Below are 23,346 nucleotides of genomic sequence, written 5' to 3' on the forward strand. Positions count from 1 at the left end.
TGCTACAACCGTTTTCGCCATTCGGTCTGATTATTCCTTTACCCGTTTTTGTGTTTTCGATTACACTAAAATAGAAATTCATAAAAATAATTAGGGGTGATCGTGTGAGAGATCCAAGAATTACACAATTAGCTGACGGTTTAATCAATTATTCCGTCAAGCTACAACCGGGGGAAAAGGTATTAATTGAGAACTTCGGCGTCGAAGAGTCGCTCGTTGAAGCACTCGTCGAAAAGGCATACGAAGCAGGGGGACATCCTTTCGTTCTCTTAAAAGAGAGCCGTATCTTACGTAAGTTGTATACAGGCGCAAGCCGTGAACAACTCGAACTGATGGCCGACATCGAACGTAAACAGATGCAAGCAATGGATGCCTACATCGGCTTACGTGCTGGTGATAACATTAACGAGTTGTCAGACGTTCCAAGCGAACAGCAAAAACTTGTCGGTGCCACACTTGGGAAAATGCATACCGAAGACCGTGTTAAAGGAACGAAATGGGTCGTTCTCCGCTATCCATCTCCATCGATGGCGCAACTCGCTGGAAAATCGACAGAAGCGTTCGAAGACTTCTATTTCAATGTCTGTACACTCGATTACGGAAAAATGGACCGTGCGATGGATGCGCTAGTCGAGTTAATGAATAAGACAGATCACGTGACATTGAAAGGACCAGGTACCGATCTTTCATTCTCGATTTTAGATATCCCAGCCATCAAGTGTTCTGGTCAGATGAACATTCCGGACGGTGAAGTGTTCACAGCACCGGTCAAAGACTCGGTCAATGGTGTCATCACATACAATACGCCATCTCCATATCAAGGCTTCACGTTCGAGAATGTAAAGTTGACGTTTAAAGACGGGAAGATTGTAGATGCGACAGCGAACGATACAGAACGGATCAATGAGGTGTTCAACACGGATGAAGGTGCGCGTTATGTCGGTGAGTTCGCCATCGGTGTGAACCCATACATCCAACATCCAATGAAGGATATTCTCTTCGATGAGAAAATTGATGGAAGCTTCCATTTCACACCTGGTCAAGCGTATGATGAGGCTTATAACGGCAACAACTCATCTGTCCACTGGGATCTCGTCAACATCCAGCGCCCGGATTACGGTGGCGGCGAAATCTGGTTCGACGATTTGCTCATCCGAAAAGACGGACGTTTCGTCATCGATGCGTTGCTTCCGCTCAATCCAGAAAACTTGAAATAATATAAAGAATGGTGCGCCTTTTTCAGGTGCACCATTCTTTATATTTATAATTTTGTTTTCTTCCCGAGGGCGGCAGACATCATCCAAATTTCTTTTTCGAGTCGCTCGATATGAGAAACGAATGTATCTTCAATCGCCTCATCGCCGTCCTCAAATTTCTCCATCGCATCTTGCATCTCTTGACGGATTTGTTTGAAGTCACTGATGATATCTTTGATCATCTGATCTGTCTCGGCATGACGATCGCCTTCTTTTAACGTTGAATGTTCGAGATACTCTTTCATCGTCGCAAATGGTTCGCCGTCATTCATAAGGAGTCGTTCTGCCACATCATCGTAGAGTTCTGCCACTAAATTATAGAGTTCTTCTAGTTTTTCATGATACGTGAAGAAATGCGGTCCACTAATATACCAGTGATAATTATGAAGTTTTACAAACAGCAATCCATAGTTCGCTACTTCTTTGTTTAAGGTGTTGAGTGCAACTTGACTAGCCATTCCTAACATCTCCTTTGTCATATTCATCGATACTACTATTACCGAGATTTTGGATGGCTAAACATAAAAAAGAGAGACTTTCGTCTCCCTTTCACACTTACGCTTCAAGTTTTACAACTTCTTCATATTCGCGCTGATACGTTTGAATATCACCGGCACCCATGAATAAGAGCACGGCATCGGCATGGTTGCGTAACACGCTTGTACCACCACGTTTTAAGATATGTGCTCCTTCGATTCGTGATTGAAGGTCTTCGATGGTGACCGTCCCTTCTTGTTCACGTGCTGAACCGAAAATATCACATAAATAGACAGTGTCTGCTTCGGCCAATGCCGTCGCAAAGTCGTCCATGAATGATTTCAAGCGTGTATACGTATGTGGTTGGAAGATTGCAACGACTTCTCGATTGCCATACTTTTTCCGAGCTGCTTCTACCGTTGCACTAATCTCACGCGGATGATGCGCATAGTCATCGACAAGCACTTGATCGTTTAACATCGATTCACTGAATCGGCGTTTTACACCGTTGAACGTTTCAAGACGTTCTTTTACCAATTCTTTCGGCAAGTTCTCGTAGTCACATGTCGCAATGACGGCAAGCGCATTCAACACGCTGTGGTCTCCATATCCAGGAATCCGGAACGTTCCGTAGAAGTCATCACGTAAAAAGACATCAAATGTCGTTCCATTTTCTGTCGATGTGACCTGTTCAGCACGGAAATCATTGTGCGCCCCGAAACCATAATAGACGAGCGGCACGTTGGCTTGAATCTGTTGAAGATTTTCGTCATCGCCACAAGCAATGATTCCTTTCTTCACTTGTTTCGCCATTTCTTGGAAAGCGTCAATGACGTCATCAAGACCAGAGAAATAGTCCGAATGGTCAAAGTCGATATTCGTCATAATCGCGTAGTCTGGACGGTAGTATAAGAAATGACGCTTGTACTCACAAGCTTCGAAGACGAAGTTTTTCGAATCCGCCACTCCTTCTCCCGTGCCATCGCCGATTAAGAACGATGTCGGTTCGATTCCACGCATGACGTGTGCAAGTAATCCCGTCGTTGACGTCTTCCCGTGTGACCCGGTGATAGCGACACTCGTGTAATGGTTCGCGAGTTCACCTAAAAACTCATAATACTTATAAATCGTCAATCCGAGTTCACGTGCACGCACGATTTCTGGATGATCATCACTGAACGCGTTTCCTTGCACAACGATTTGGTCTTCCGAAATATTTTCAGGATCGAATGGCAAAATTTCAATCCCTTTACGGTTCAATGCTTCTTCTGTAAAAAATGCTTTTTCAACGTCCGATCCACGGACCTCATTGTTCATATCAAATAAAATTTGAGCTAAAGGACTCATGCCCGTTCCTTTAATTCCGACGAAGTGATAACGGTTCATCTGTAAATAGCCCCCCTAATTCATTGCAGCTCGTCAAAATGCGACAAACCTTTGTCATTATAGCAAAACTCACAGAGTCGTGCTATTACAGATTATTGTTTTTTTGCGCAAGTCGTCGGCTGCGGTACATCGCCATGCGATCTTTTGGCGTCATCATCACATTTACAGGCGGTTGATCCGCTTTAAATGAGACTTGAACCGCTGATGTCAAATCTGTGGCAGATGGCACTTCTTGCTGTTCAGATGGTGTTTGTAATCTTTCTGCAATCTGCTCAAGCGACGAACCGATTTGTTCCGCCGATTCGTCAATATCTAGGTCAGTATGAGGAGTGGCATCTTGATGAGCCTCTACGACCGTCTCCTTTTTTGAACGGGATAAATCCGTTGATTGCATAAAAACAGATGAAAAGCCATTATCTAGAATCGAAACTTCACCAAGAATCGATTTTTCTTCCATTTCCATTTCCTCGGAAATCAGCTCGTTGGACTCTTTGCTCCATTCAGGTTCAGAGACGGGTTCAGTAGATGACTCTTGGATTGGCTCTTCCGTCGTAGAATGAGTAGATGCCATCGTTGAATCATACGCATCTCTCGTTTCAGGAGAGTGTTCGACCGGAAGGACAATCTTTGGTTTCGGACGAGCATATCCATAAATCGGTGACGGGACGTCTGACGGAATAAATTCCTCGGTTACCTCTACCTTTGGCGGAGGGGAACCTTTTTGTCCTTCTTTCGACAGTTCTCGTTTGATTCGCTCTGCTTGTTGCTTCAGTGAACGTTCATATGCATCCATACTTGATTCCTCGCTTTTTCACTCAATCCATATTTAACAAAAAATCGGTCGAATTTAGCGACCGATTTTAAATGCTGTACCTACTTCATATTCGTCATCTAATACTAAAATCCCTTTTTCTTGCGGGGCGTTCGGAAGGTTTAATTCACGGGCAGAACAAATCATCCCGTGTGAACTTTCACCACGGAGTGCAGACGGACGGATAATCAAACCAGTCGGCATCACCGCACCCGGTTTTGCGACAACGACTTTTTGCCCTGTTGCCACATTCGGTGCGCCACATACTATTTGAACAGTCCCTTGGTCGATTTGAACTTGACAGATTGACAGTTTGTCAGCGTCCGGGTGTTTTACTGCGCTTTCAACATACCCGACGACAAACTTCGGCGTCACGTCAACCCATGAAAAGTCCTCTTCAATCCCGTTATCATTTAAGATAGATTGCAACTGTTCCACTAATTCGACTGTCAACTCAACAGGACCATTCCATCCTGTCACATCAACATGTTGACTTGCTTGAAACAGGTTGTACCCGTTCACTTTTCCGTCTGCCGACTTGACGATTGCCACGTCTCCCGTCCGCTCGACAGATTGATGATGTCGTTCTCCTTCTTTTAACAACACCATGAGTACATCACCGATTCCTTCTCGGTTATAAAACACATTCATTTGCATACGTTCCTACGTCCCTTCTTTCAAACTCATCTCACTTATTTTATCAGATTATGTGTTCGATGGCGGGGTCTTTTTTCCGACAATGAAAATCGGTTCAAGTTCCCCCGCCACATAGTGAAAGGCGAGTGCAGTGACGGGAATTCGACCATTTGTGAAGAAATCAAACATCAGTTGCTGCATCGCATCATATCCTTGGTCATTTCGAATGTCCGCAACGATCATCACATCCTGATGCGGGACACCGACGAGCATATCCCCTTCAATCCGTCGTTCCATCAGCCGAAGAAACTCGTCATTTAACACACGAGATGCCTCGTAGCCATCACGAGTTGATAAGAAGTAGAATGGGTTTCCAGCCACTTCGTCTTGTTTCATCTCGGTCGGTAGTTTTTTCACATTCTCACGGGCGATTCGCTCGATGCGGTCGAGCGTCATTTCATCCGAAAGGTGGCGTTCTTCAATCAACCGATATCCGTTTCCACGGTCCAGCGCATAAAAAATCGCGGTCTCGGCCGTGTGCGGGGTGAATGCAAGTGCTTCTCCATTTTTTGTCGTCTTCGAGAAAGAGTTCGAACGAATGACCGGATAGATGGCATCTTCATTTCCGGTGAGGGAGATTTGATCATCCGCCTTCATCGCTGATTCGATATACTCGATGACTTCATCGACGGCAACCGTACCGCGTGTCTTAGCCTTTGCCACAATCGGCGCAAGGCGGATATTGACCCCAAAACGGTCAGATTTCCGCTCGACGCGCAGTACCTCATTCTCACGGTCGTAAGAAGTACGGTATTCTTCATTAAAATGCGATTCTAGATAACGTCTTAACTCATTCCGTTCCATAAAGGCTCACCCTAATCCGTTCAAGAAAGCTTCAACCTGTTCCGGCGTCTTCCGTTCACGACCGACGTAGCGATCAACCTCATTGCCATTTTCAAACGCAACAAAGCTAGGGATGCCAAAAATATCAAGTTCTTGCGCAAGTTCCATGAACTCGTCACGATCGACGTAATAGAACGTCCATGCTTCAAATTTCTTCTCGATTTCCGGCATGAATGGGTCAAGGAATCGGCAATCTCCACACCATGTCGCCGAAAACATAAGGACACTTTTCGCTTCTTTTGCTTCGATATATTCTGCCATTGTTGATAGTCGTTTCATGATTATCACTCCTGTTCGTTTTTTCCTCACTTATAATAGCATAAGTCAAGTCACACATTCTGCTCTGCTGTTTGTTATAATCAAAGCCGAAACTAGTTGAAACAGGTGAAGCTGAATGAAATTAACACGCGAAACGTTAAACCCTGAAATGAAGCACCCTCTTGAACAGATGGTCGGTGTATTTGGAATGCTTGCCATTTTGCGATACGGCTACTTGTTTATTGACACTGATAAAACGAGACTAGAGATCTTGATTTGGCTCGTTGTCGGTTTCGCCGTCATTTATGTGCTCGAAAAATATCTCAAGAAATTGACACGTCACTTGCCCATCGTTCGAAAGCGTTTCTTGATCCCCATTTACGTGATTGTGCTCATGTTATTCTTAATCAGTTTCCGCGTCCCTCGTGAGACGGTTGAGTCCGTGAAAATGTGGTTCGGAATTGGATGAAAAAGAGCAACGTTCCTCGAAACGTTGCTCTTCTTTAGTAATCAATTTTTAAATCATTCGGTTGAATCCGACCAGTTCTTCGCAAGACTGCGTATACCGCGTAGCTCAATAGAGCTGGTCCGATTATGAGGAAACCAATGACGACGAGAAAGGTGTACCAAGTAAAGCCCATTGTTTCGAGCATGACGATTGGACCGACAAGCCCACTTGTTCCCATGCCCGCCCCCGCAGCGACACTTTCCAGTTCAAACAACAGAATCGCGATTGGTGCCAATACAGCACCGGCCATTGTCGGCGGAAGGAGAATCCAAGGGTTTTTCACAATGTTCCCGACTTGAAGCATCGAGGTGCCAATCCCTTGAGCAATCGCCCCACCGACTCCGTTATCACGATAACTCGTGATGGCAAACCCGATCATCTGAGCCGCACAACCGACAGTCGCTGCACCAGCGGCAATCCCATTCAAACCGAGCATCAATGCGATGGCAGCACTTGAAATCGGTGCCGTTAACGCAAGTCCCATCAATGTCGCGACGACCACTCCCATGAACAACGGCTGTTGCTCCGTCCCCCATTCAATCCAACCACCGAGTTGCGTCATGAACAGGCCGACATACTTGCCGATATACGTTGCTGTGAAATAGCCTACGGCAATCGTAGTGAACGGCGTCACTAGAATATCTAGCTTCGTCGATTTAGAGACGAGTTTTGAGACTTCGACCGAAAGAATTGTCGCAACGTAGCTTCCTGCCGGGCCGAACTCATATCCAAATGCCCCGACAACGAGCGCAGAAAACAAAATGAGCGGTGGCGCCTCTAGCGCATAGGCGATGGCAATCCCGATTGCCGGTCCGGTCAAGCTCATGGCAACATCCCCGATTTGAATCAATGTGGCACTCATCCCTGTGAATGTCGTCCCTTCGAGCTGACCTCCGATTGTTTTCATGATCAGACCGATGATTAATGTACTAAACAAACCTAGTGCCATATAACTTAGCGCCGTCACAAAATAAAGCGACGGGCTCAATGAGATTCCTTTTTTCTTGAACATAACATATCCTCCTTACCCTTATACAAGTGTCTTGTCATAAGTAATATACATGTATAAACACTTTTATCAGTATAAGACGTTTTCATGAAATAGCAAGCACATCCACAAAAAAACCGTTCACTCATCTTTCGAGTGAACGGAATGTTTGACTTAACAAGATGGACGTAGCGTTTCAAGTGTCGAACGATCAAGTCGCTTGACTAACGCTTTGAGTAACGCTTTTGCTGCATCATAGTCATCTGTATGAAGAATTGAAGCATGTGTATGGATATAACGAGATGCGACGCCAATGACGGCTGTCGGCACCCCTTCTCCGCTCATGTGAACGCGCCCCGCATCGGTACCGCCTGGTGAGACGAAATATTGTGTCTTGATGTTTTCGTCTGAAGCCGTATCGAGTAAGAAATCACGCATTTCAGGAGACATGACCATGACGCGATCTAAAATTCGGATCAATGCTCCCTCACCGAGCTGACCGAACTCCGTTTTACTTCCTGAAGCATCATTGGCCGGTGAAGCATCGAGTACGAGTGCCACATCTGGCTGAATCAATTCAGATGCTGTCTGCGCTCCACGTAATCCGACTTCTTCTTGTACGGTAGCACCCGAGAACAAGATGTTCGGGTGATCCGCTTTTGTCGTTTCCTCCAACAATTCGATTGCAAGACCGACGCCATAACGATTGTCCCAAGCTTTGGCCATAATCTTTTTCGGGTGATGAAGTGGGGTAAATGCGCTCGATGGAACAGCAGGGACCCCTGGACGTACACCCCATGACTCTGCTTCTTCTTTAGAATCTGCTCCGATGTCGATAAACATCTGCTTGATGTCCATCGGCTTACTCATCGCATCTGGTCCTAACAAATGAGGCGGTGTCGAAGCGACGACACCCGGGATTTTACCGTTCGACGTGATGATGTCGAAGCGTTGTGCCATGAGCACTTGACTCCACCAGCCACCGAGTGGTTGTATGTAAAGCATGCCGTTCTCGGTAATCCGTGTCACCATAAAAGCGACCTCATCCATATGTCCGGCTACCATGACTTTCGGTCCCGACTCGTCTCCGACACGTTTTCCAAAAATTGATCCGATGCCATCCGTGACAATTTCATCTGAATGGGGTTCAATTCGTCCACGTACAAATTGACGAACTTCAGACTCGAACCCAGGAGCTCCCGGGAGTTCTGTTAGCGTCTTAAATAAATCTCTCGTCTTCTGATCCATCTTTTATCATCCTTTCCTAACCGTTCTTGTCTCATTATATACAAAAGTTTTGACAGGATGCGAATGCTTTTCATTCCATTCGGGTACAGGTTTTGGTACGATGTACATGATAGCCATAGTTCAAGGGGAGGTAGTCATATGAAAAAAAGGTATTGGTTTATTGGAATCGGGGTTGCCGTCATTGCCGCACTTATGACGAAAAAAGCTTTAGATGAACGTAGCTTATCTGCAGAAAACGCCTTAGAGTACACGAAGCGTGCTTTCTCAGCAAAAGGTCATGTCCAAGGGGCATGGATTTCTGCATCACCGGAGATTTACACATACGACGGTCGTGAATACGACGTCTACAAAGGTGGCATCTCGGTTCTTGAGAACGATGAAGAGAAAACATATGAGTTTACAGTCGACTCTGAGACTGGCGCATTACTCGAATATGCATGATACGAAACCGACGAATGATTCGTCGGTTTTTTTGTTTAGTTCCCTTGAAAGAGTGGAAAATTGAAATTGGTAGTTTTCAATTTAAAAAAGGAGTGATCTCGCGTGAAGAAGCTAATCGGTGAAGCAAGTGAACTCGTATCGCAAATGGTTGAAGGGATGGTCCATGCCCATCCTGAAGTGTATGGTCGAGTCGACGGTGTGAATGTCATCTGTCGGGCTGACGGAGCGAAGTCTGGAAAAGTCGGTCTCGTCTCTGGAGGCGGTAGTGGTCACGAGCCAGCACACGCCGGATATGTCGGGGACGGTATGCTCGATGCGGCAGTTTGTGGGGAAGTGTTCACCTCTCCTACTCCGGACATGGTGCTTGAAGGAATCAAAGCAGCTGACGGTGGAAACGGCGTTCTCTTGATTGTGAAAAACTATTCCGGCGACGTGATGAACTTTGAGCTCGCCGCAGAACTGGCCGAAGGAGACGGCATCAAAGTCGACCACGTCGTCGTCGCAGATGACGTCGCCATTTCGAACAAAGAAGATCGCAGAGGGGTTGCCGGAACCGTCTTCGTCCATAAAATCGCGGGAGCTGCCGCTGCTAGCGGGAAGTCACTCGAAGAAGTCAAATCCATCGCCGAGAAAGTAGCGTCTCACGTTCGCTCCATGGGGATGGCAGTCGAACCTTGTTATATGCCGGTGAGCGGTAAACCTGGGTTCGACTTGAACGAGGAAGAGATGGAGATTGGCATCGGGATTCACGGGGAACGAGGTGTTGAACGGAAACCGACGAGTGATGTCGACCAAATCGTCGACGACCTCCTCAGTCACCTGAAAAAAGAAGTCGAGCCAGGAGAAGTTGCCGTCATGGTGAATGGAATGGGTGGAACGCCACTATCTGAGCTGTATGTGACGTATCATTTCGTTGCAGAAAAACTTGAAGCTGCTGGATATACCCTCAAACGAAAGTATGTCGGTAACTACATGACTTCACTCGAGATGCATGGGTTCTCCATCACGTTACTCCCTCTCGATGATGAGATGACGACGTATCTCGACGCTCCTTCAGCAGCACTCGGATTCAAAATTTAATAAATGAGGTGTTTGGTTTATGTTGACGATTGATCGGATGAAGCAGGCGTTACGCGACGCACAAGTTGGCATCGAAGAGCAAAAGGATACGTTGACCGATTTAGACCGGGCCATCGGCGACGGTGACCATGGGATCAACATGTCTCGTGGTTTTGATGCGGTCGCTACAATTTTAGATGAGGATTATGATTCTCTTGGAGCACTTAGTAAAAAGGTCGGGATGACCCTCATGTCGAAAGTCGGCGGTGCGGCCGGACCTTTATACGGTTCAGCTTTCGTGAAGATGGCAAACAAGTTCGGGGATGCGACCGAAGCGGACTTTGGCTTACTCAAGGAGGCACTTCAGGAAGGTTCGAATTCTATCAAAGCACGAGGGAAATCGGAAGTCGGCCAAAAAACGATGGTCGACGTGTGGGACCCGTTCCTCGAGCAAGTCCAACAAGGGGAAGATTATAAACAGAAATTAGACGCACTTGTCCAAAAAACAGAAGATATGGTGGCCACGAAAGGAAGAGCCTCTTATTTCGGAGAAAACTCTCGCGGAACCGTTGATCCGGGTGCCCTTTCTAGCTCAATCCTTTTGGCCGCGATTATGAAGGAGGTCGATTGACATCGTTGAATTGATCATCGTCTCGCACAGCGAAAAAATTGCGGAAGGCATCCAAGATTTGATGAAGGAAATGGCACCGTCCGTGCCCATTCATCTAGCTGGTGGCCTTGAGGATGGCGCTATCGGAACGGACGTGAATCGCATCTTATCAGCGCTCGATCAGGTCGAAGGAGAAGCACTTCTCCTCAGTGATATCGGATCGGCGACAATGAATGCGGAACTCGCCATCGATATGTACGAAGGTGACAAACATGTCGAATTTTTCGATGGTCCAATTGTCGAGAGTGCCTTTATCGCCTCCGTTTCTTCAGGAAATGGGATGTCACTAACTGATATCGTCGGACAGTTAAAACAACAGTAAAAAGTACCCCGTTCTCTTGAACGGGGTACTTTCATGTCTTATCTTGGGTTGTCATTCTTTTCATATACGGCATTCATATATGAACTTGTTGAATAGAAACGTGGTACGACCAAGAACAAAATGAGTGCTGGAATCGCAATCATTAGAAGCAAGACCAATACCGGTAACCAATAGACGATCTGTTGACCGAGCATGTCGATGTTCGCGTCCGCAAACTCTGAAGCTCCTTCTACTTCTACGAGATCCGCTGATGTAAGAATCTTGTTGTCTGTCGCATCAAAGTAATGGTACTCGGTTTTACGTGTGATGAAGATCCCATCACGAATCGTATCGAGCTCTACGACAGCCGCGATGACTTCGTTGCCGTTTGAATGGCGAAGTGTCTCTTCTTTGATGATTTCAGCTGTTCCTTCTTTATAGTCGTAATGCGTTGCTTTCAAATCCTCTTCGAGAGCGTCTAAGAACGCTTCGTTCGCTGAGGTATTCATTGGTGCGATTGTTAGAATGAAGATTACTGCAAGCAGGCTTGCCCATGCTTTTTTCAACATCCCCATGTTCCCCCTTCTCTTATTCCAGTTTAGCGTCATTCCTATTGTACCAAGAAGAAAGAAAAAAGTGTGAAGAAAATACTATTAAAATAAGAAAAAAGCGTGTCAATTTTTCGGACGGAAGACGGCTTCCATTCGGTAAATCGGCTGACCGAGCGCACTAAAGCGCTCTTCATACTCTGTTCGAATATTATCTTCTGGTTCATTGACATGTAAATCTAGTGAAATTTCTGTGAAGAACATCCCGTATTGACTCATACTCTGAAGCGAATATTCAAACAATCCACGGTTGTCCGTCTTGAAATGAATCTCTCCTGCTTTCGGAAGAATCGCCTCATATGTCGCCAAAAACGTCTTATACGTTAGACGTCGTTTCGCATGTCGTGTCTTTGGCCACGGATCGGAGAAGTTTAAGTATACGCGATCGACTTCCCCCGCTTCAAAGTAGTCGACGAGTCGTTTCGCATCGACCGTCAATACTCTCACGTTCGGCATCGGGGTTTCGACTAATTTTTGTACGATGGAAACGGCTACGCTCTCAAACAACTCGATTGCAATGAAGTTCACATCCGGGTGTTGTTTCGCCATCCCTAAAATAAATTGTCCTTTTCCTGAACCGACCTCGATAAAGAGCGGGTGGTCATTCCCGAATTCAGTGCTCCAGTTACCTTTCATCTGTTCAGGATGTTGAATAAATACATGTTCTTGAGCTTCCATATATTCTTTTGCCCAAGGCTTATGTCGTAAACGCATGAAAATCCTACCTTTCGTTCATCAAATGTTCAAGTTTAATGGGAATATGCACGTTACGGACGAGCAGTCCTCTTGCGATTATACACGAAATCATAGTTTAATGAACGTGAATCATCCTTCACAAGGAGGTTAAATACAATGAGTACTTTAGATCAGTTCCTTATTTTTTATGCAGCTCCACTGACGTTTTTTGCTGGTGTCATCGCAACGTTCGTTTGGGCTTACTTTATGAATCCAGATGACATTTAACACATTCAAAAAGGGGTGGCGAACAGCCATCCCTTTTAATTGATTCGTTCGTACGCCTCGTCCATCAGCTCACGTAATACATGAAATCCTTCAGTTCGCGCAGAGTCATTCTCTTCCCCATAGATTGTCAGAATCGTCTGGGCGATTGCATACCAATGCATTCGATTATGGAGCTCACTCGAGACACGTACCCCGTAATGAGAGAACCAATGCTCCCACTCCACTTCATCCATATAGCTATATACAACCATCGCCAAATCGAACGCGCGGTCTGCAATGATCGCATCATCCCAATCCGTCAAGTAGAGTAGGCCGCTCTCATCCTCAATCCAATTATTATGGTTTAAATCAGAATGACAGACGACGAATTCTTGCTCGTCGACTTTTGGCAAATGGTGTTTTAGCCATTGAATGGCTTCTCCGATGATTGGGTCTGTTTCATCTTGTTCATATGCCTCACACTGACGGAGCAACAAGTGCGGCGTCACCGGTGTGTGGTTAAGCTGTTGCAACATGAATAATAGCTCTTTCGAGTTATGAATCTTTCCGAGTTGCGCCGCGACATCAGGTCGTTTCATATCTTCTGGTGAAAGTTCGCGGCCTTCGATAAATTGTTGGGCGCTTAACACGTCCCCATTAAACATTCGCTTTGTCCAAAGAAGCTTTGGTACGATTCCTTCCGCTGACAAGATCGCCAAAAACGGAGAAGAATTTCGTTTGACAAAAATCTTCTGTTGGCGCGTCGTCGCTACATACGCTTCGCCCGTAATGCCTCCGGCTGAAGCGACTGTCCACTCTTTCCCGAGCGCACCGACTATATCTGAATACATATTCATCACGCTCAAATCTTACTTGAATTAAAGAGATACAATCAACATCTTAACACGCGAGAATCGTCATTGACAACGACTCGACTTGAATGTGTGCTGGGTTTCGTGCGAGCGGAACGAGACTCGCCGTTTCTCCTTGAACGTATACGTTCCATTTCGCATCGCTCTCGAATGAAAGCGAGTCGAACGTACCATTCACATAGACGCGTACCCGTTGCCACGCATCATAAGAATGACTGGCCGTCAATTCATAGATAATGACGCCAGGAGGCGATGGGAGAAACGTGAAATGGTCAATGACTTCTTGTCTGGAATCATACCGGAAACATGTATGGAGTCGCCGCAACTTCAAGAGCGTCTTCACATACTCGATGTCTTTGATTCGTGTGTCACGCAGATCCCAATCAAAATGATTGATGTGATCGGGTGAATTATAGCTATTTTCGACACCCTGTTTCGTCCGCCCAAACTCTTGACCGGCATGGATGAACGGGATGCCTTGGGATGTGATGACGACCGCATTAGCAAGACGTTGCATGGCAAGACGAGTCGTTTCATCGACTCCTTCACAAGACAACATTAACTTGTCATAGATCGTATAGTTGTCGTGAGCTTCGGCATAATTGATGGAATAAGTCGGACTCGGGAAACGACCGACCGTTACGTTCGGAATGTGGACGGCTCCAGTAAGACATTCTCGAAGTTCCCACTCTCGCCACTCATTCCCGGAGATGAATCCACGTTCCCTGTCATTAAACGTCGACCCCTTCAACGCATCTCGAATCATATCGTTGAAATGTCCGATGCGAGGCATGCGTGCAGCATTTTGTGACGTCGCCTTCAATGACTGTCCAAGCGGTGTCGCCAAGTCCCACCCTTCTCCATAGACGAGAATTGAGGGATCAACCTTATCGAGCGCGGCCCGTACTTGATTCATCGTTTCGACATCATGAATCCCCATTAAATCGAAGCGGAACCCATCCACTTGATAGGTTGTTGCGAAATACGTCACGAAGTCGACAATCATACGTCGCATCATATAGCGTTCTGACGCCGTGTCATTCCCGACACCGGTTCCGTTCGCTATCGTCCCGTCGTGCTCGTATCGAAAATAATAGTATGGTACGAGCGCTTCGAGTGGGGATTGTTCTCGAATATAAATGTGATTCATCACGACGTCTGTAACGACTCGAAGACCAGCTTGATGCAAGTCAGAGACGAGTGTCGCATATTCGAACACACGACTCATCGGCACATCCGGTCTTGAGGCATAACTTCCTTCAAGTCCGAACCAATGAATCGGGTCATAGCCCCAGTTGTACGGCATACGCGTTGTCTCATCGACACTTCCAAAATCATGGACAGGAAGCAACTGGACATGAGTCACGCCAAGTTCTTTTAAATAGTCGAGTCCGGCACTATTGCCTTCCTTCGTCCGAACTCCTTTTTCAGATACCCCACCGTATAGTCCTTTCAATTGACTCATCGATGAGGGATGGCTTGTAAAATCCCGGATGTGCAGTTCATAGATGACGGCATCCGTTGCCTTCCATAAAGGCGGGCGCGCGGCTTGTTCGACCTGTTTATTGACAAATCGTAAGACATCTTGTAGTACGCCATACTCACCGTTCAAACTGACGGCTCGCGCATAAGGATCGACGACTTGCCTCGTATCGACCGGTGTTTTCACTTCTAAGCGATAAAACATACCTTGGAACGCTTGTGGTATTTCACCACTCCATTCCCCGCGTGCGCCGCGGTTCATGTGAAATCGCTCAATTTCTCTGTGATTCGTATCATCATGCACTGTAATCCACATGGATAAAGCAACCGGAGACCATACCGTCACTTCCATTCCGTGCGGCGTAAACGATACGCCGAGTGGACCATCATATGAGAAACGACGTTCGAATTCCTCTGATCGGACGATTTCTCGTGGTACGACAACCGTCGTCTTATGACCCGGATGGCAGACGGTGTACAACGTTTCTAAAGAGATTGGTTCGTTTAAACGAAGGATTTGTTCGATCTTCCCGGATTCCGTCACAAACTGTTGCTCGACGAGATAGTCGACTGGGCGTCCATTCTGTTCGATTTGTACTGGAACGGATTCATATTCGCGCACAATCTCAAGTTGTATGGTCTCAAATGATACGAAAGACGCGCTCTCGATGGTCACATGTGAGGCGGTCTTTTGATCTGGTGTGTGATGCATATGCGTCCCTTCCTCTCAATCACTGATCCATGAATTGACGAAACGGCAACTTGGCAGTCACTTCTAATATGGTAGCAACGTCACGAATCTGCTGTGCTTTTACAATCGGTGCACGACCGTTCACTTGTTTCATCCATTCCGTATATTCATTACGACCGATATATTGGGTCGATCGAACACTTGGAACGTTATCAAAATATCCATTTGTCGCAATGACGACTTTTTGTAGTACGCCCGCATAATGCGGTAGAACTTGACGAATCAGTTCCTCTGTCCGTGTCAATGCAATCAGCGGGTTCACTACACGGGTATTTTCCCCTTTCAGCGGTTGATGAACCCATGTCTTCTCTTTCGATATGTGATAGATGCTTCGATCGCCTTCAAGCCATTCTACGATATAAAGATGCGTCGGTCCGACGATGACATGACTCAATTCAACCATCGCACCATTCCATTCGATGACCGGTCGATACAAGAAAAAGTGTCGTTCGTTCCAATCGGTGCGCATCACACGATAAGCGAAGTCACGAATAAACGCCAGATGCGGTAAATCTGTCTCAAGCACCCCTTCGCAAGCGAATTGAAGCTTTTGGATATGCCGGCGCTCTCGTAACAACTTTTGATATTGTGATTCAGAGAGCGGCTTCGGCTCCAATTCGATTCGTTCCGTCTTCGCCCAAAACTTCCACCACGGTCGGTCAATTTCGAGCACTTCGACCGGGTTTAAGCGATTGTTTTCATGAAGGCGCTGTAGACGTGCCGTATCGGATTCCACATATTCCAAATAACGATTATATTGATCTAATACATCACGTTCATATTTTGAGATTACGTCAAAAATTTTAACCGGGATTGCCATATATCCTCCTCTGGCCGTCTTAGCGGAAATACGTCTACTGCTCGGTAAGCAGGTGTATGAGTCGGCTGTACTTCATATAAAATTAATTCTTCTACTGATTCCGTCGCGTGAAATTCAGGGGGGACGTATGGGACACGCTCCCCTTCGCCCCATTTTTTAGCGAGCGTCACGTGAGGGACAAACGACTTCCGGTCCAATCTTGGAATCACATCAACTAGTTCATGGCGGAGGGTATGCGCCAACCGTTGAAGGGGTTCGGAGTCATCCGGAACGATGGTCAAAACGCGGGGCCGATCTGGTCGCCCAAAATGGTCGATGGCTCGAAACTCCAACGTGAATGGTAATGTTTTCTCACAAATTCTACGCGTGATTTCTTTTACTTCGTCTAATTCATCCCCATCCACGCTTCCTAAAAATTGCACTGTCATATGGAACTCTTCCGGTCGATAGATTCTTCGATACGAATAATAAGGTAAGATGGTTTGCTGTACGTCAACCAATTCAGTCGCTTCAATGGGAATCGCAATAAAGTAATGCGTACTCATCTCATTCATCCTTTCAGGTTGCGACGTGACATTCCGATCCAAATCAACGCTCCTAGTGCCGTGACGATGGTATACATCCAAAACACGCCTAAAATATCGTCAAGTTCAATGATCTTACCACTGAGCATATTAAATCCAGCTGTCGCGAGCCCGGACGTCAATGCCATATATACCCCGATGGCCGTCGAGGAAACTTGCCGATCGACGAGCGTCCGAACGAATTGAAGTGCGACGGGAATCAAAAGTCCGACGACGAGACCTTGTGCAATCGCGAGGAGCCACACGACCCAAATCGGTGGTTCTAACGCAAGTACCCCGTTCCGAACTGTCGAGATGATAGCGGCCCCGACAAGAACGCTGACGTTTCCATAGCGTTCAACCAATTGGGACGCCACTTTCATAAACGGGATTTCAAATAGCACTGCCACGAGGAATAATGTTCCGACGAGCGTCGTCGAACCACCGCTATTCGTCACGTACAGACCGAAATAATAGTTATTCGCATAAATCGGTCCGAAGACGAGCATCCCCCCACATAAGAAGAACACAAAGTGTTTGTTCCAAACAGCCGTCCACGAGAGAGATGCCAACGTCACATCGCGAATCGAACTTTTCTCAGGAATCATTCGAACAAATACGCTACCAAGGATGAGTATAACAGCGCTCAACACGAATGTACTAGCTAGTCCCCACGTGCTATCAGATATTCGTCCCATTGCAAAGACGGCAATGGCAAATCCCGCTGAGCCATAGAGTCGAATTGCACCGTAATCAACTTTCGACCGTGTCGTATAGTCGAGTGTCATCATATCCACTAGCGGGATGTGAGCACATTGGAAAACGGACCAAATCACCATGAGTACGACAATCCAAATGTAAGAGGTCGCCACTAAAAACGTGAGAGAAATGAGTGCGGCGCTCAGCATCGCCAAAATCAGCCAGGCACGGACTCTCCCCGTCCGGTCGGTCAACATCCCCCATAGTGGTTGCACGCCGATGGATAGAATCGGTAAGATGGCCACGATATTCCCGACTTGGCTCGGAGTCAGTCCAAACTTGGTTTGTGAAAAATATAAGGTCATATAAGGGATCAACGCCCCTTGCGCGAAGAAAATCGCGACGTACACAGACTGAAACATTCTCTTTTGCGAATTCAATGATAACTTCCTTCCTAAAGGACAGAGAGCCGACTATACCAGCCAGCTCTCCTAGTTTCTTATTTAGCGAGCTCGTAAATGGCCTCAGCATAGATTGCTGCAGCACGTAATAAATCTTCTATCTCCATATATTCATCGACCTGATGCGCCACATCTTTAGCTCCTGGGAACAATGCGCCGAATGCGACACCTGCTTCGAGTGAACGTGCATACGTACCGCCTCCGATGGCCATCAAGTTCGCGTGCTCTCCCGTTTGACGCTCGTATACGCCTGCTAGCGTCTTCACGAGTGGGTGATCTTCTGCCACGTGATGAGGCGGCATATGTTGACGGGTCTTCAACTCGAAGCCAAATGACAACGCGATTTCACGTAGGTTTTGTAAACGTTCTTCGAATTTGGCCGTATACGGGTAACGGATGTTGACCGTTGCTGTTCGTTCTTCCTCATTGTATCGGAACACGCCGCCATTGATCGTCAAGTCGCCCGTCTCATCGCTCGCTTCAATCCCAAGAGAAATTCCACGTGAGTCTGCAAACACGTGACGAACGAGTTCAATGTAGCGTTCCCCTTGAATGTCGAGAGGAAGGTGCAACAGGAACCCAGCCAACACGTACGCAGCATTGATCCCGTTATCCGGTTCCATCGCGTGCGCCGCTTTACCTTTCATCGTGAACGTATATGTGCCACGATCGTATTCGCACGTTCCGTCTGCTTCATATTTTTTAAGATAGGCCTCGAACTTCTCCTCGAGTACCTCATCCGTCTTCAATTCGGCTTTCGCGAAGTCCGGCACCATATTCGGACGCTCCCCACTCGTGAATGACACGAGATGGTAGGCAGAACCTGGTACACGTTGAATCGGTAATTGAGTCAACACACCGTCATACAACCCTTTTTCAGCATTGATGATCGGAAAATCCGCATCTGGCGCAAATCCGTATGTCGGCATTTGTTCTTGTTTGAAATACTCACGGACACAGCGCCATTCGCTCTCCTCATCGCAACCTGCAATCAAACGGACCCGCTTTGAAAGTGGTAGTCCGAGCTCTTTGACAATTCGTAGCCCGTAGTATGCAGCCATAGACGGACCTTTATCATCGTTACTCCCACGCGCCACAATTTTCCCGTCAGTCGTGATGGTCGGATTGAATGCGCCATATGTCCAGCCATCGCCTGCTGGGACGACGTCAAGGTGACATAGAATGCCAACGATTTCCTCACCGTCCCCGTATTCCAAATGTCCCGCGTAACCGCCGACGTCCTTTGTTTTGAATCCATCTCGCTCACCGATTTCAAACATGTAGTCAAGCGCCTGACGAACCTCAGGACCAAACGGCATGTTCGGTGCCGCTTTCGATTCATCGAGCACGCTAGGCATTTGAAGTAATCCTTTCAAATCTTCTAAAAATGCATCTTTACGATTGTCGACTTCCTGTCTCCAATTCATGTTCATCTCCCCTTTTGCGAATGTTCTCTCCCTTACTAGTATATCCAAATGTATGAAAGACGAACATTCATTTAGAAAAGTTTTTTTCGTTCGTGTTTAAGCTTCTTTTCGATGTAAAAAAATAATCTTCATTCGATATTTACGTTCATAATCAAATCTTTACAAACAGATTGTTCGTGCTTTCCACTTGCATTTTTGCTCAAGAGCGGTATACTAAAGGTGTAATTTTAGAAAATAACAATTTTATATTTCATTTTGTCGTCTGTAGGTATGGTTTGTCATTATTCTACACATTGGGAGGTTATCCAATGAAAGGCTCAACAGATCGGATGTTAACGCGCATCAAGTCCATTTATTTGTTCATCAATGAAAGGGAATCCGTTACCACTTCAGAACTAGTAGAAGAGTTCGGCATCACGTCACGCACTGTGCAACGTGATTTGAACGTACTTGAGTACAATAACCTTGTGGAGAGCCCTAGCCGTGGCACGTGGACTTCATCAAAACGTTCACTCAAGACGGCAAATTGAATTGTATATGTATATTCAAGAGACCTGGCGTTCAGGTCTCTTTTTTATGGATGAAGGTTTTGTGGTTTTAGATTGTATCAGTTGTTTAAGATGAGGTGATGATGTGAAAGAAGAAATAATGAAGTACATAGAGGACAATTTCCCAAACCTATCTGGAGAAGTCCATCTAAGATTCGAACTTGGCGAACCGTATAAAAACGGAACGGATGAGAGAGTAGAGCAAGTTGTAAACAGAGTTACTACATTGTTTGAGGAAGTGTTTCAATCTGATGATTACATCCATATCTTTATCAAGGATTGGAACGAAACAGAGGACATCATGTTTGGGAATACCACTCCCGAATATTTGTATGGTTTATTCATGAAACAACAGATTGAAGAAGAAACGTTATTTGAATTAAATGAAGATATTGACGAAATAACAGGGGAAATTATTGAAATCAAACATGAATATAAAGCAAAATTTGTATCCTCGCAGATCAAGTCAATCTCTTACGAAAAAATCCTTAGAGGTATAGGAAATTACGAGCAAGGAAGAGAACCTTCAATTGGACAAGCTGTTTACTTTATTAGCACCGAAAAGAACATCGTGTTTCATATGTACGATGATCGAGGTTGTATCATAAGTTCAAATGAAGTTGAACCACTTGTTCCTTTGTATCATAAATATAACGACTGGTTGGTTGACTCTTGGCGTGATGATTTTGATGCCATTTTTAAAAAGATATAATCGAAAATCAGAGCTTTTTATACAAAAAGAGAATCCGTCCCATCAGACAGATTCTCTCATCTTCTTATGATTGAAGAAACAGTTGAACTTCTTCTTCCGTCAACTCACGATATGCCCCGAGCTCAAGCGTCTCATCGAGTTCTAGCTCCCCAATTTGAACACGCTCCAATCGTTCGACATGTTTGCCGACCGCCGCGACCATTCGTTTCACTTGGTGATATTTCCCCTCAGACAATGTGAGGCGAATGACCGACCGACGTCCGCTCTTGCTCAGTATTTCAAGACGGGCCGGCTTCGTCGTATATCCATCCTCTAACTCGACCCCATTCGCGAACGTCTTGATATCCTCTACTGTCATCTCTCCGTCGACCTCGGCGATATATACTTTGTCGACGTGCTTGCGAGGTGACATGAGCGCATGATTGAATGCGCCATCGTTTGTGATGAGGAGCAGTCCCGTCGTGTCCTTATCGAGACGACCGACCGGGAAGAGGTCATAATGGGTATACTCAGAATCAATCAAGTCGATGACCGTCGTCTCGACTTGATCTTCCGTCGCGCTGATCACACCTTCCGGCTTATTCATCATGAAATAAATGTACGGACGATACTCGACCACTTCCCCGAACACCGTGACTTTCTCTGATGATGGGTCGACGTGCCATTTCGCATCTTTTACAAGTGCCTCATCGACTCGCACCGCCCCTTGTTTCAGTAGGATTTTCACGTCTTTCCGTGAACCATATCCCATGTTCGCTAACAACTTATCAATCCGCATTACATTTTCCTCCGATATTCAAAGCGTTTCCCTAGTAATTTACCTGCGAGGTGGCTCCGCCACCCGAGGTATCCATATACGAGAACGCCGATTGTCACTCCCACGATTGTCGCAAAAATGTCGTTCCCCCAACTCGCCTCATCATTCATTGTAACGAGAAGAGAGAGGAAGACGGCAGCGAACATCGCCCCACCCATCAAGAACATCAAGATGGTGCGACGAAGCAGTTGCTTATACGGGAAGTGGAGCGTTCGTTGAATCATCCATACCATGAGAATAATGGCCACGATGTATCCAGCGATGGTCGCGTACCCGGCTCCGATTCCGCCGAGCCAATAGACGAGCGGTACGTTCAATGCAAGTTTCGTCAACAGTCCCATCGATGTGGCGAAGATGGTGAAGTACTGACGGTTAATCCCTTGGAGAATCGCAGCCGCGACCGAGTAATAGGCCAAGAAGAAGGCACTTGGTGCGTAGTGGAACAAGTATACCCATCCTTCACGGTCACCCGGGAACAAGGTGCCAAACAATGGCTCCGCAAGTGCTACGAGACCAATGACCGCAGGAATCGTTACGAAGAACGAGACTTGGAAAATATGGTTTACTTGATTCCGAACTTTTTGCATGTCCCCCGTCGTGAACGAACGAGTCACAAGCGGGATCGTCGCCATCGATACACTCGCCGCGACAGAGACTGGAATCAACACAATTTTATGGGCGTTCCCGGTCAAAAAGCCATACGCCGACGTTGCTTCAGAAACGGTCGCACCCGTACTGAGCAACGTATTGACCATCGTCAATTGGTCAATCAATTGATAGAGAGGGGTCGATACCCCGACCATCACGATTGGAATCGAATAGCTAAGCAATTCGAGCAACAACGATTTCATCGAGCGGACCGGTGTGCCCGCCGGATTCTCTGTCTGACGATGAATGTCCTTTCGACGTTTCCAATACATGATGAGCACGGCGAAACTACCGATTGCCCCGATGAACGCACTGAACGTCGCAATCGTGACGGCAATGACTTTTAATCCGTTCAATTCAGTCGTTTCAACAGATTGCGTCCCCCCGAGGGCATTAGCAATCGGTTGAATGAAGTTTGAATCCGCAAAGACGAACAAGACGAGCATCGTTCCACTGAGGAGGAACAGGATGCGTACAATCTGTTCGACCACTTGTGAGATTGCCGTCGGTGCCATGTCTTGATGTCCCTGGAAATAACCACGTACCATACTCATCGCCGGGATGAGCAGTAAGGCAAAACTGACGCTTCGTGTCACGAGGGTGAGCGAGTCAATGTATTGCTGATTGTTCTCTGAGTTTCGGACCATCAGTTCGGATAACCATGGTGCCGCAAAAAAGAGTAATAAAAAAGCGACGACACCGGTCGCAAGCATCAGCTTCATCCCTTGTCGGAACAGTCGTTGACTTGTCCCGTATTCTCCTAGTGCATTATATTTTGCGATAAATTTCGAAACGGCAACGGGAATCCCTGCCGTCGAAATGGAGATCATGATCGCATAATACGTATATGCTGCTTGATATAATGTCACTCCGGCAATCCCGACCATCGCTTGGAACGGAAAGGTATACAGTAGTCCTAACATTCGGGAAATCAAGTTTCCCGCTGATAAAAGAAGCGTTCCTTTGACGAAGGAGGCTCTTCCAGAATCTTGTTTGGCGCTTGATGACATGAGGTACCTCCATCTATAAATCAACGATTTCAATGAATTCGGTT

Annotated in this window: 27 protein-coding genes; 9 read left to right on the forward strand and 18 right to left on the reverse strand. The window is 46.4% G+C overall.

Annotated features, from left to right (window positions below; translation table 11 throughout):
* Positions 1-104 precede the first annotated feature (104 nt).
* The gene (locus KNO65_RS02820) at positions 105-1,217 is read left to right on the forward strand and encodes an aminopeptidase (protein WP_214781582.1); all 1,113 of its coding nucleotides are present in this window, start codon (positions 105-107) and stop codon (positions 1,215-1,217) included.
* Positions 1,218-1,261: 44 nt separating this feature from the next.
* Here KNO65_RS02820 and KNO65_RS02825 read toward each other — a convergent pair whose 3' ends face one another.
* The 6 genes from KNO65_RS02825 to KNO65_RS02850 all read right to left on the reverse strand — a co-directional run bounded on the left by KNO65_RS02825 (position 1,262) and on the right by KNO65_RS02850 (position 5,748).
* Positions 1,262-1,714 (reverse strand): Dps family protein, encoded by a 453-nt coding sequence (locus KNO65_RS02825; protein ID WP_012726754.1) that lies wholly within the window; start codon positions 1,712-1,714, stop codon positions 1,262-1,264.
* Positions 1,715-1,811: 97 nt separating this feature from the next.
* Positions 1,812-3,119, reverse strand: coding sequence for a UDP-N-acetylmuramate--L-alanine ligase (gene murC / locus KNO65_RS02830; RefSeq protein ID WP_214781584.1), 1,308 nt, complete (start codon positions 3,117-3,119; stop codon positions 1,812-1,814).
* Between the two features lie 85 nt (positions 3,120-3,204).
* Positions 3,205-3,912, reverse strand: a complete 708-nt coding sequence (locus KNO65_RS02835) for a hypothetical protein (RefSeq protein ID WP_214781586.1) — start codon at positions 3,910-3,912, stop codon at positions 3,205-3,207.
* A gap of 54 nt (positions 3,913-3,966) precedes the next feature.
* Positions 3,967-4,581, reverse strand: coding sequence for a YtpR family tRNA-binding protein (gene ytpR / locus KNO65_RS02840; protein WP_078147943.1), 615 nt, complete (start codon positions 4,579-4,581; stop codon positions 3,967-3,969).
* 54 nt (positions 4,582-4,635) lie between these two features.
* The gene (locus KNO65_RS02845; protein WP_078147209.1) at positions 4,636-5,430 is read right to left on the reverse strand and encodes a DUF1444 domain-containing protein; all 795 of its coding nucleotides are present in this window, start codon (positions 5,428-5,430) and stop codon (positions 4,636-4,638) included.
* A 6-nt stretch (positions 5,431-5,436) separates the two neighbouring features.
* Positions 5,437-5,748, reverse strand: a complete 312-nt coding sequence (locus KNO65_RS02850; RefSeq protein WP_012726759.1) for a thioredoxin family protein — start codon at positions 5,746-5,748, stop codon at positions 5,437-5,439.
* A gap of 115 nt (positions 5,749-5,863) precedes the next feature.
* Between KNO65_RS02850 and KNO65_RS02855 the strand changes: the two genes are divergently transcribed.
* Positions 5,864-6,196, forward strand: coding sequence for a hypothetical protein (locus tag KNO65_RS02855; protein ID WP_214683951.1), 333 nt, complete (start codon positions 5,864-5,866; stop codon positions 6,194-6,196).
* A gap of 34 nt (positions 6,197-6,230) precedes the next feature.
* Here KNO65_RS02855 and KNO65_RS02860 read toward each other — a convergent pair whose 3' ends face one another.
* The gene (locus tag KNO65_RS02860) at positions 6,231-7,247 is read right to left on the reverse strand and encodes a PTS sugar transporter subunit IIC (protein WP_159562555.1); all 1,017 of its coding nucleotides are present in this window, start codon (positions 7,245-7,247) and stop codon (positions 6,231-6,233) included.
* Between the two features lie 150 nt (positions 7,248-7,397).
* Complete coding sequence (locus KNO65_RS02865; RefSeq protein ID WP_214781589.1) at positions 7,398-8,471, reverse strand: M42 family metallopeptidase; 1,074 nt, start codon at positions 8,469-8,471, stop codon at positions 7,398-7,400.
* Positions 8,472-8,609: 138 nt separating this feature from the next.
* On the opposite strand from KNO65_RS02865, the gene KNO65_RS02870 reads away from it, so the two are divergent.
* The 4 genes from KNO65_RS02870 to dhaM all read left to right on the forward strand — a co-directional run bounded on the left by KNO65_RS02870 (position 8,610) and on the right by dhaM (position 10,963).
* The gene (locus KNO65_RS02870; RefSeq protein WP_012726763.1) at positions 8,610-8,912 is read left to right on the forward strand and encodes a PepSY domain-containing protein; all 303 of its coding nucleotides are present in this window, start codon (positions 8,610-8,612) and stop codon (positions 8,910-8,912) included.
* 102 nt (positions 8,913-9,014) lie between these two features.
* Positions 9,015-9,992, forward strand: coding sequence for a dihydroxyacetone kinase subunit DhaK (dhaK, locus tag KNO65_RS02875; RefSeq protein ID WP_074036462.1), 978 nt, complete (start codon positions 9,015-9,017; stop codon positions 9,990-9,992).
* A 19-nt stretch (positions 9,993-10,011) separates the two neighbouring features.
* Entirely contained in the window at positions 10,012-10,602 is a 591-nt protein-coding gene (dhaL, locus tag KNO65_RS02880) for a dihydroxyacetone kinase subunit DhaL (RefSeq protein WP_214690716.1), read from the forward strand.
* Positions 10,603-10,612: 10 nt separating this feature from the next.
* Positions 10,613-10,963: a dihydroxyacetone kinase phosphoryl donor subunit DhaM gene (gene dhaM, locus KNO65_RS02885; RefSeq protein WP_256443656.1), complete on the forward strand. Its 351-nt coding sequence runs from the start codon at positions 10,613-10,615 to the stop codon at positions 10,961-10,963.
* 38 nt (positions 10,964-11,001) lie between these two features.
* Here dhaM and KNO65_RS02890 read toward each other — a convergent pair whose 3' ends face one another.
* The gene (locus KNO65_RS02890; protein ID WP_240499834.1) at positions 11,002-11,511 is read right to left on the reverse strand and encodes a hypothetical protein; all 510 of its coding nucleotides are present in this window, start codon (positions 11,509-11,511) and stop codon (positions 11,002-11,004) included.
* Between the two features lie 105 nt (positions 11,512-11,616).
* Entirely contained in the window at positions 11,617-12,264 is a 648-nt protein-coding gene (trmB, locus tag KNO65_RS02895) for a tRNA (guanosine(46)-N7)-methyltransferase TrmB (RefSeq protein ID WP_196430929.1), read from the reverse strand.
* Between the two features lie 138 nt (positions 12,265-12,402).
* On the opposite strand from trmB, the gene KNO65_RS15865 reads away from it, so the two are divergent.
* Entirely contained in the window at positions 12,403-12,513 is a 111-nt protein-coding gene (locus KNO65_RS15865) for a hypothetical protein (RefSeq protein WP_012726769.1), read from the forward strand.
* A 35-nt stretch (positions 12,514-12,548) separates the two neighbouring features.
* On the opposite strand, the gene KNO65_RS02900 is transcribed toward KNO65_RS15865, so the two are convergent.
* The 6 genes from KNO65_RS02900 to pepV are packed head-to-tail and all read right to left on the reverse strand — an operon-like array spanning position 12,549 to position 19,567.
* The gene (locus tag KNO65_RS02900) at positions 12,549-13,343 is read right to left on the reverse strand and encodes a phosphotransferase family protein (RefSeq protein WP_214782082.1); all 795 of its coding nucleotides are present in this window, start codon (positions 13,341-13,343) and stop codon (positions 12,549-12,551) included.
* Positions 13,344-13,392: 49 nt separating this feature from the next.
* Complete coding sequence (pulA, locus tag KNO65_RS02905; RefSeq protein WP_214781590.1) at positions 13,393-15,558, reverse strand: type I pullulanase; 2,166 nt, start codon at positions 15,556-15,558, stop codon at positions 13,393-13,395.
* Between the two features lie 19 nt (positions 15,559-15,577).
* Positions 15,578-16,417, reverse strand: coding sequence for an NERD domain-containing protein (locus tag KNO65_RS02910; protein WP_078147217.1), 840 nt, complete (start codon positions 16,415-16,417; stop codon positions 15,578-15,580).
* A complete protein-coding gene (thpR, locus tag KNO65_RS02915) occupies positions 16,387-16,962 on the reverse strand; it encodes an RNA 2',3'-cyclic phosphodiesterase (RefSeq protein ID WP_159562557.1) in 576 nt (191 codons plus the stop codon). Before thpR ends, KNO65_RS02910 begins: the two co-directional genes overlap by 31 nt.
* A gap of 5 nt (positions 16,963-16,967) precedes the next feature.
* A complete protein-coding gene (locus tag KNO65_RS02920) occupies positions 16,968-18,119 on the reverse strand; it encodes an MFS transporter (RefSeq protein ID WP_214781591.1) in 1,152 nt (383 codons plus the stop codon).
* Between the two features lie 59 nt (positions 18,120-18,178).
* Complete coding sequence (gene pepV, locus KNO65_RS02925; protein WP_214781592.1) at positions 18,179-19,567, reverse strand: dipeptidase PepV; 1,389 nt, start codon at positions 19,565-19,567, stop codon at positions 18,179-18,181.
* Positions 19,568-19,875: 308 nt separating this feature from the next.
* Between pepV and KNO65_RS02930 the strand changes: the two genes are divergently transcribed.
* The gene (locus KNO65_RS02930; RefSeq protein ID WP_012726776.1) at positions 19,876-20,097 is read left to right on the forward strand and encodes a DeoR family transcriptional regulator; all 222 of its coding nucleotides are present in this window, start codon (positions 19,876-19,878) and stop codon (positions 20,095-20,097) included.
* 103 nt (positions 20,098-20,200) lie between these two features.
* Positions 20,201-20,827 carry a DUF3885 domain-containing protein gene (locus KNO65_RS02935; RefSeq protein WP_214781594.1) on the forward strand — a complete coding sequence of 209 codons (627 nt, stop codon included), beginning with the start codon at positions 20,201-20,203 and terminating at the stop codon, positions 20,825-20,827.
* A gap of 64 nt (positions 20,828-20,891) precedes the next feature.
* On the opposite strand, the gene KNO65_RS02940 is transcribed toward KNO65_RS02935, so the two are convergent.
* Positions 20,892-21,605: a pseudouridine synthase gene (locus KNO65_RS02940; protein ID WP_214781596.1), complete on the reverse strand. Its 714-nt coding sequence runs from the start codon at positions 21,603-21,605 to the stop codon at positions 20,892-20,894.
* Complete coding sequence (locus tag KNO65_RS02945) at positions 21,605-23,302, reverse strand: putative polysaccharide biosynthesis protein (protein WP_012726779.1); 1,698 nt, start codon at positions 23,300-23,302, stop codon at positions 21,605-21,607. The genes KNO65_RS02940 and KNO65_RS02945 overlap by 1 nt, the downstream gene beginning before the upstream one ends.
* Between the last annotated feature and the right edge of the window lie 44 nt (positions 23,303-23,346).

The organism is Exiguobacterium sp. S3 (assembly GCF_018617295.1).
Lineage (GTDB): Bacteria > Bacillota > Bacilli > Exiguobacteriales > Exiguobacteriaceae > Exiguobacterium > Exiguobacterium profundum.

Coding starts and splice junctions, on each gene's coding strand:
- KNO65_RS02825 (WP_012726754.1), bottom strand. CDS start 1,714: ATGGCTAGTCAAGTTGCACTCAACACCTTAAACAAAGAAGTAGCGAAC.
- murC (WP_214781584.1), bottom strand. CDS start 3,119: ATGAACCGTTATCACTTCGTCGGAATTAAAGGAACGGGCATGAGTCCT.
- KNO65_RS02835 (WP_214781586.1), bottom strand. CDS start 3,912: ATGGATGCATATGAACGTTCACTGAAGCAACAAGCAGAGCGAATCAAA.
- ytpR (WP_078147943.1), bottom strand. CDS start 4,581: ATGAATGTGTTTTATAACCGAGAAGGAATCGGTGATGTACTCATGGTG.
- KNO65_RS02845 (WP_078147209.1), bottom strand. CDS start 5,430: ATGGAACGGAATGAGTTAAGACGTTATCTAGAATCGCATTTTAATGAA.
- KNO65_RS02850 (WP_012726759.1), bottom strand. CDS start 5,748: ATGAAACGACTATCAACAATGGCAGAATATATCGAAGCAAAAGAAGCG.
- KNO65_RS02855 (WP_214683951.1), top strand. CDS start 5,864: ATGAAATTAACACGCGAAACGTTAAACCCTGAAATGAAGCACCCTCTT.
- KNO65_RS02860 (WP_159562555.1), bottom strand. CDS start 7,247: ATGTTCAAGAAAAAAGGAATCTCATTGAGCCCGTCGCTTTATTTTGTG.
- KNO65_RS02865 (WP_214781589.1), bottom strand. CDS start 8,471: ATGGATCAGAAGACGAGAGATTTATTTAAGACGCTAACAGAACTCCCG.
- KNO65_RS02870 (WP_012726763.1), top strand. CDS start 8,610: ATGAAAAAAAGGTATTGGTTTATTGGAATCGGGGTTGCCGTCATTGCC.
- dhaL (WP_214690716.1), top strand. CDS start 10,012: ATGTTGACGATTGATCGGATGAAGCAGGCGTTACGCGACGCACAAGTT.
- KNO65_RS02890 (WP_240499834.1), bottom strand. CDS start 11,511: ATGTTGAAAAAAGCATGGGCAAGCCTGCTTGCAGTAATCTTCATTCTA.
- trmB (WP_196430929.1), bottom strand. CDS start 12,264: ATGCGTTTACGACATAAGCCTTGGGCAAAAGAATATATGGAAGCTCAA.
- KNO65_RS15865 (WP_012726769.1), top strand. CDS start 12,403: ATGAGTACTTTAGATCAGTTCCTTATTTTTTATGCAGCTCCACTGACG.
- KNO65_RS02900 (WP_214782082.1), bottom strand. CDS start 13,343: ATGTATTCAGATATAGTCGGTGCGCTCGGGAAAGAGTGGACAGTCGCT.
- pulA (WP_214781590.1), bottom strand. CDS start 15,558: ATGCATCACACACCAGATCAAAAGACCGCCTCACATGTGACCATCGAG.
- KNO65_RS02910 (WP_078147217.1), bottom strand. CDS start 16,417: ATGGCAATCCCGGTTAAAATTTTTGACGTAATCTCAAAATATGAACGT.
- thpR (WP_159562557.1), bottom strand. CDS start 16,962: ATGAGTACGCATTACTTTATTGCGATTCCCATTGAAGCGACTGAATTG.
- pepV (WP_214781592.1), bottom strand. CDS start 19,567: ATGAATTGGAGACAGGAAGTCGACAATCGTAAAGATGCATTTTTAGAA.
- KNO65_RS02930 (WP_012726776.1), top strand. CDS start 19,876: ATGAAAGGCTCAACAGATCGGATGTTAACGCGCATCAAGTCCATTTAT.
- KNO65_RS02940 (WP_214781596.1), bottom strand. CDS start 21,605: ATGCGGATTGATAAGTTGTTAGCGAACATGGGATATGGTTCACGGAAA.
- KNO65_RS02945 (WP_012726779.1), bottom strand. CDS start 23,302: ATGTCATCAAGCGCCAAACAAGATTCTGGAAGAGCCTCCTTCGTCAAA.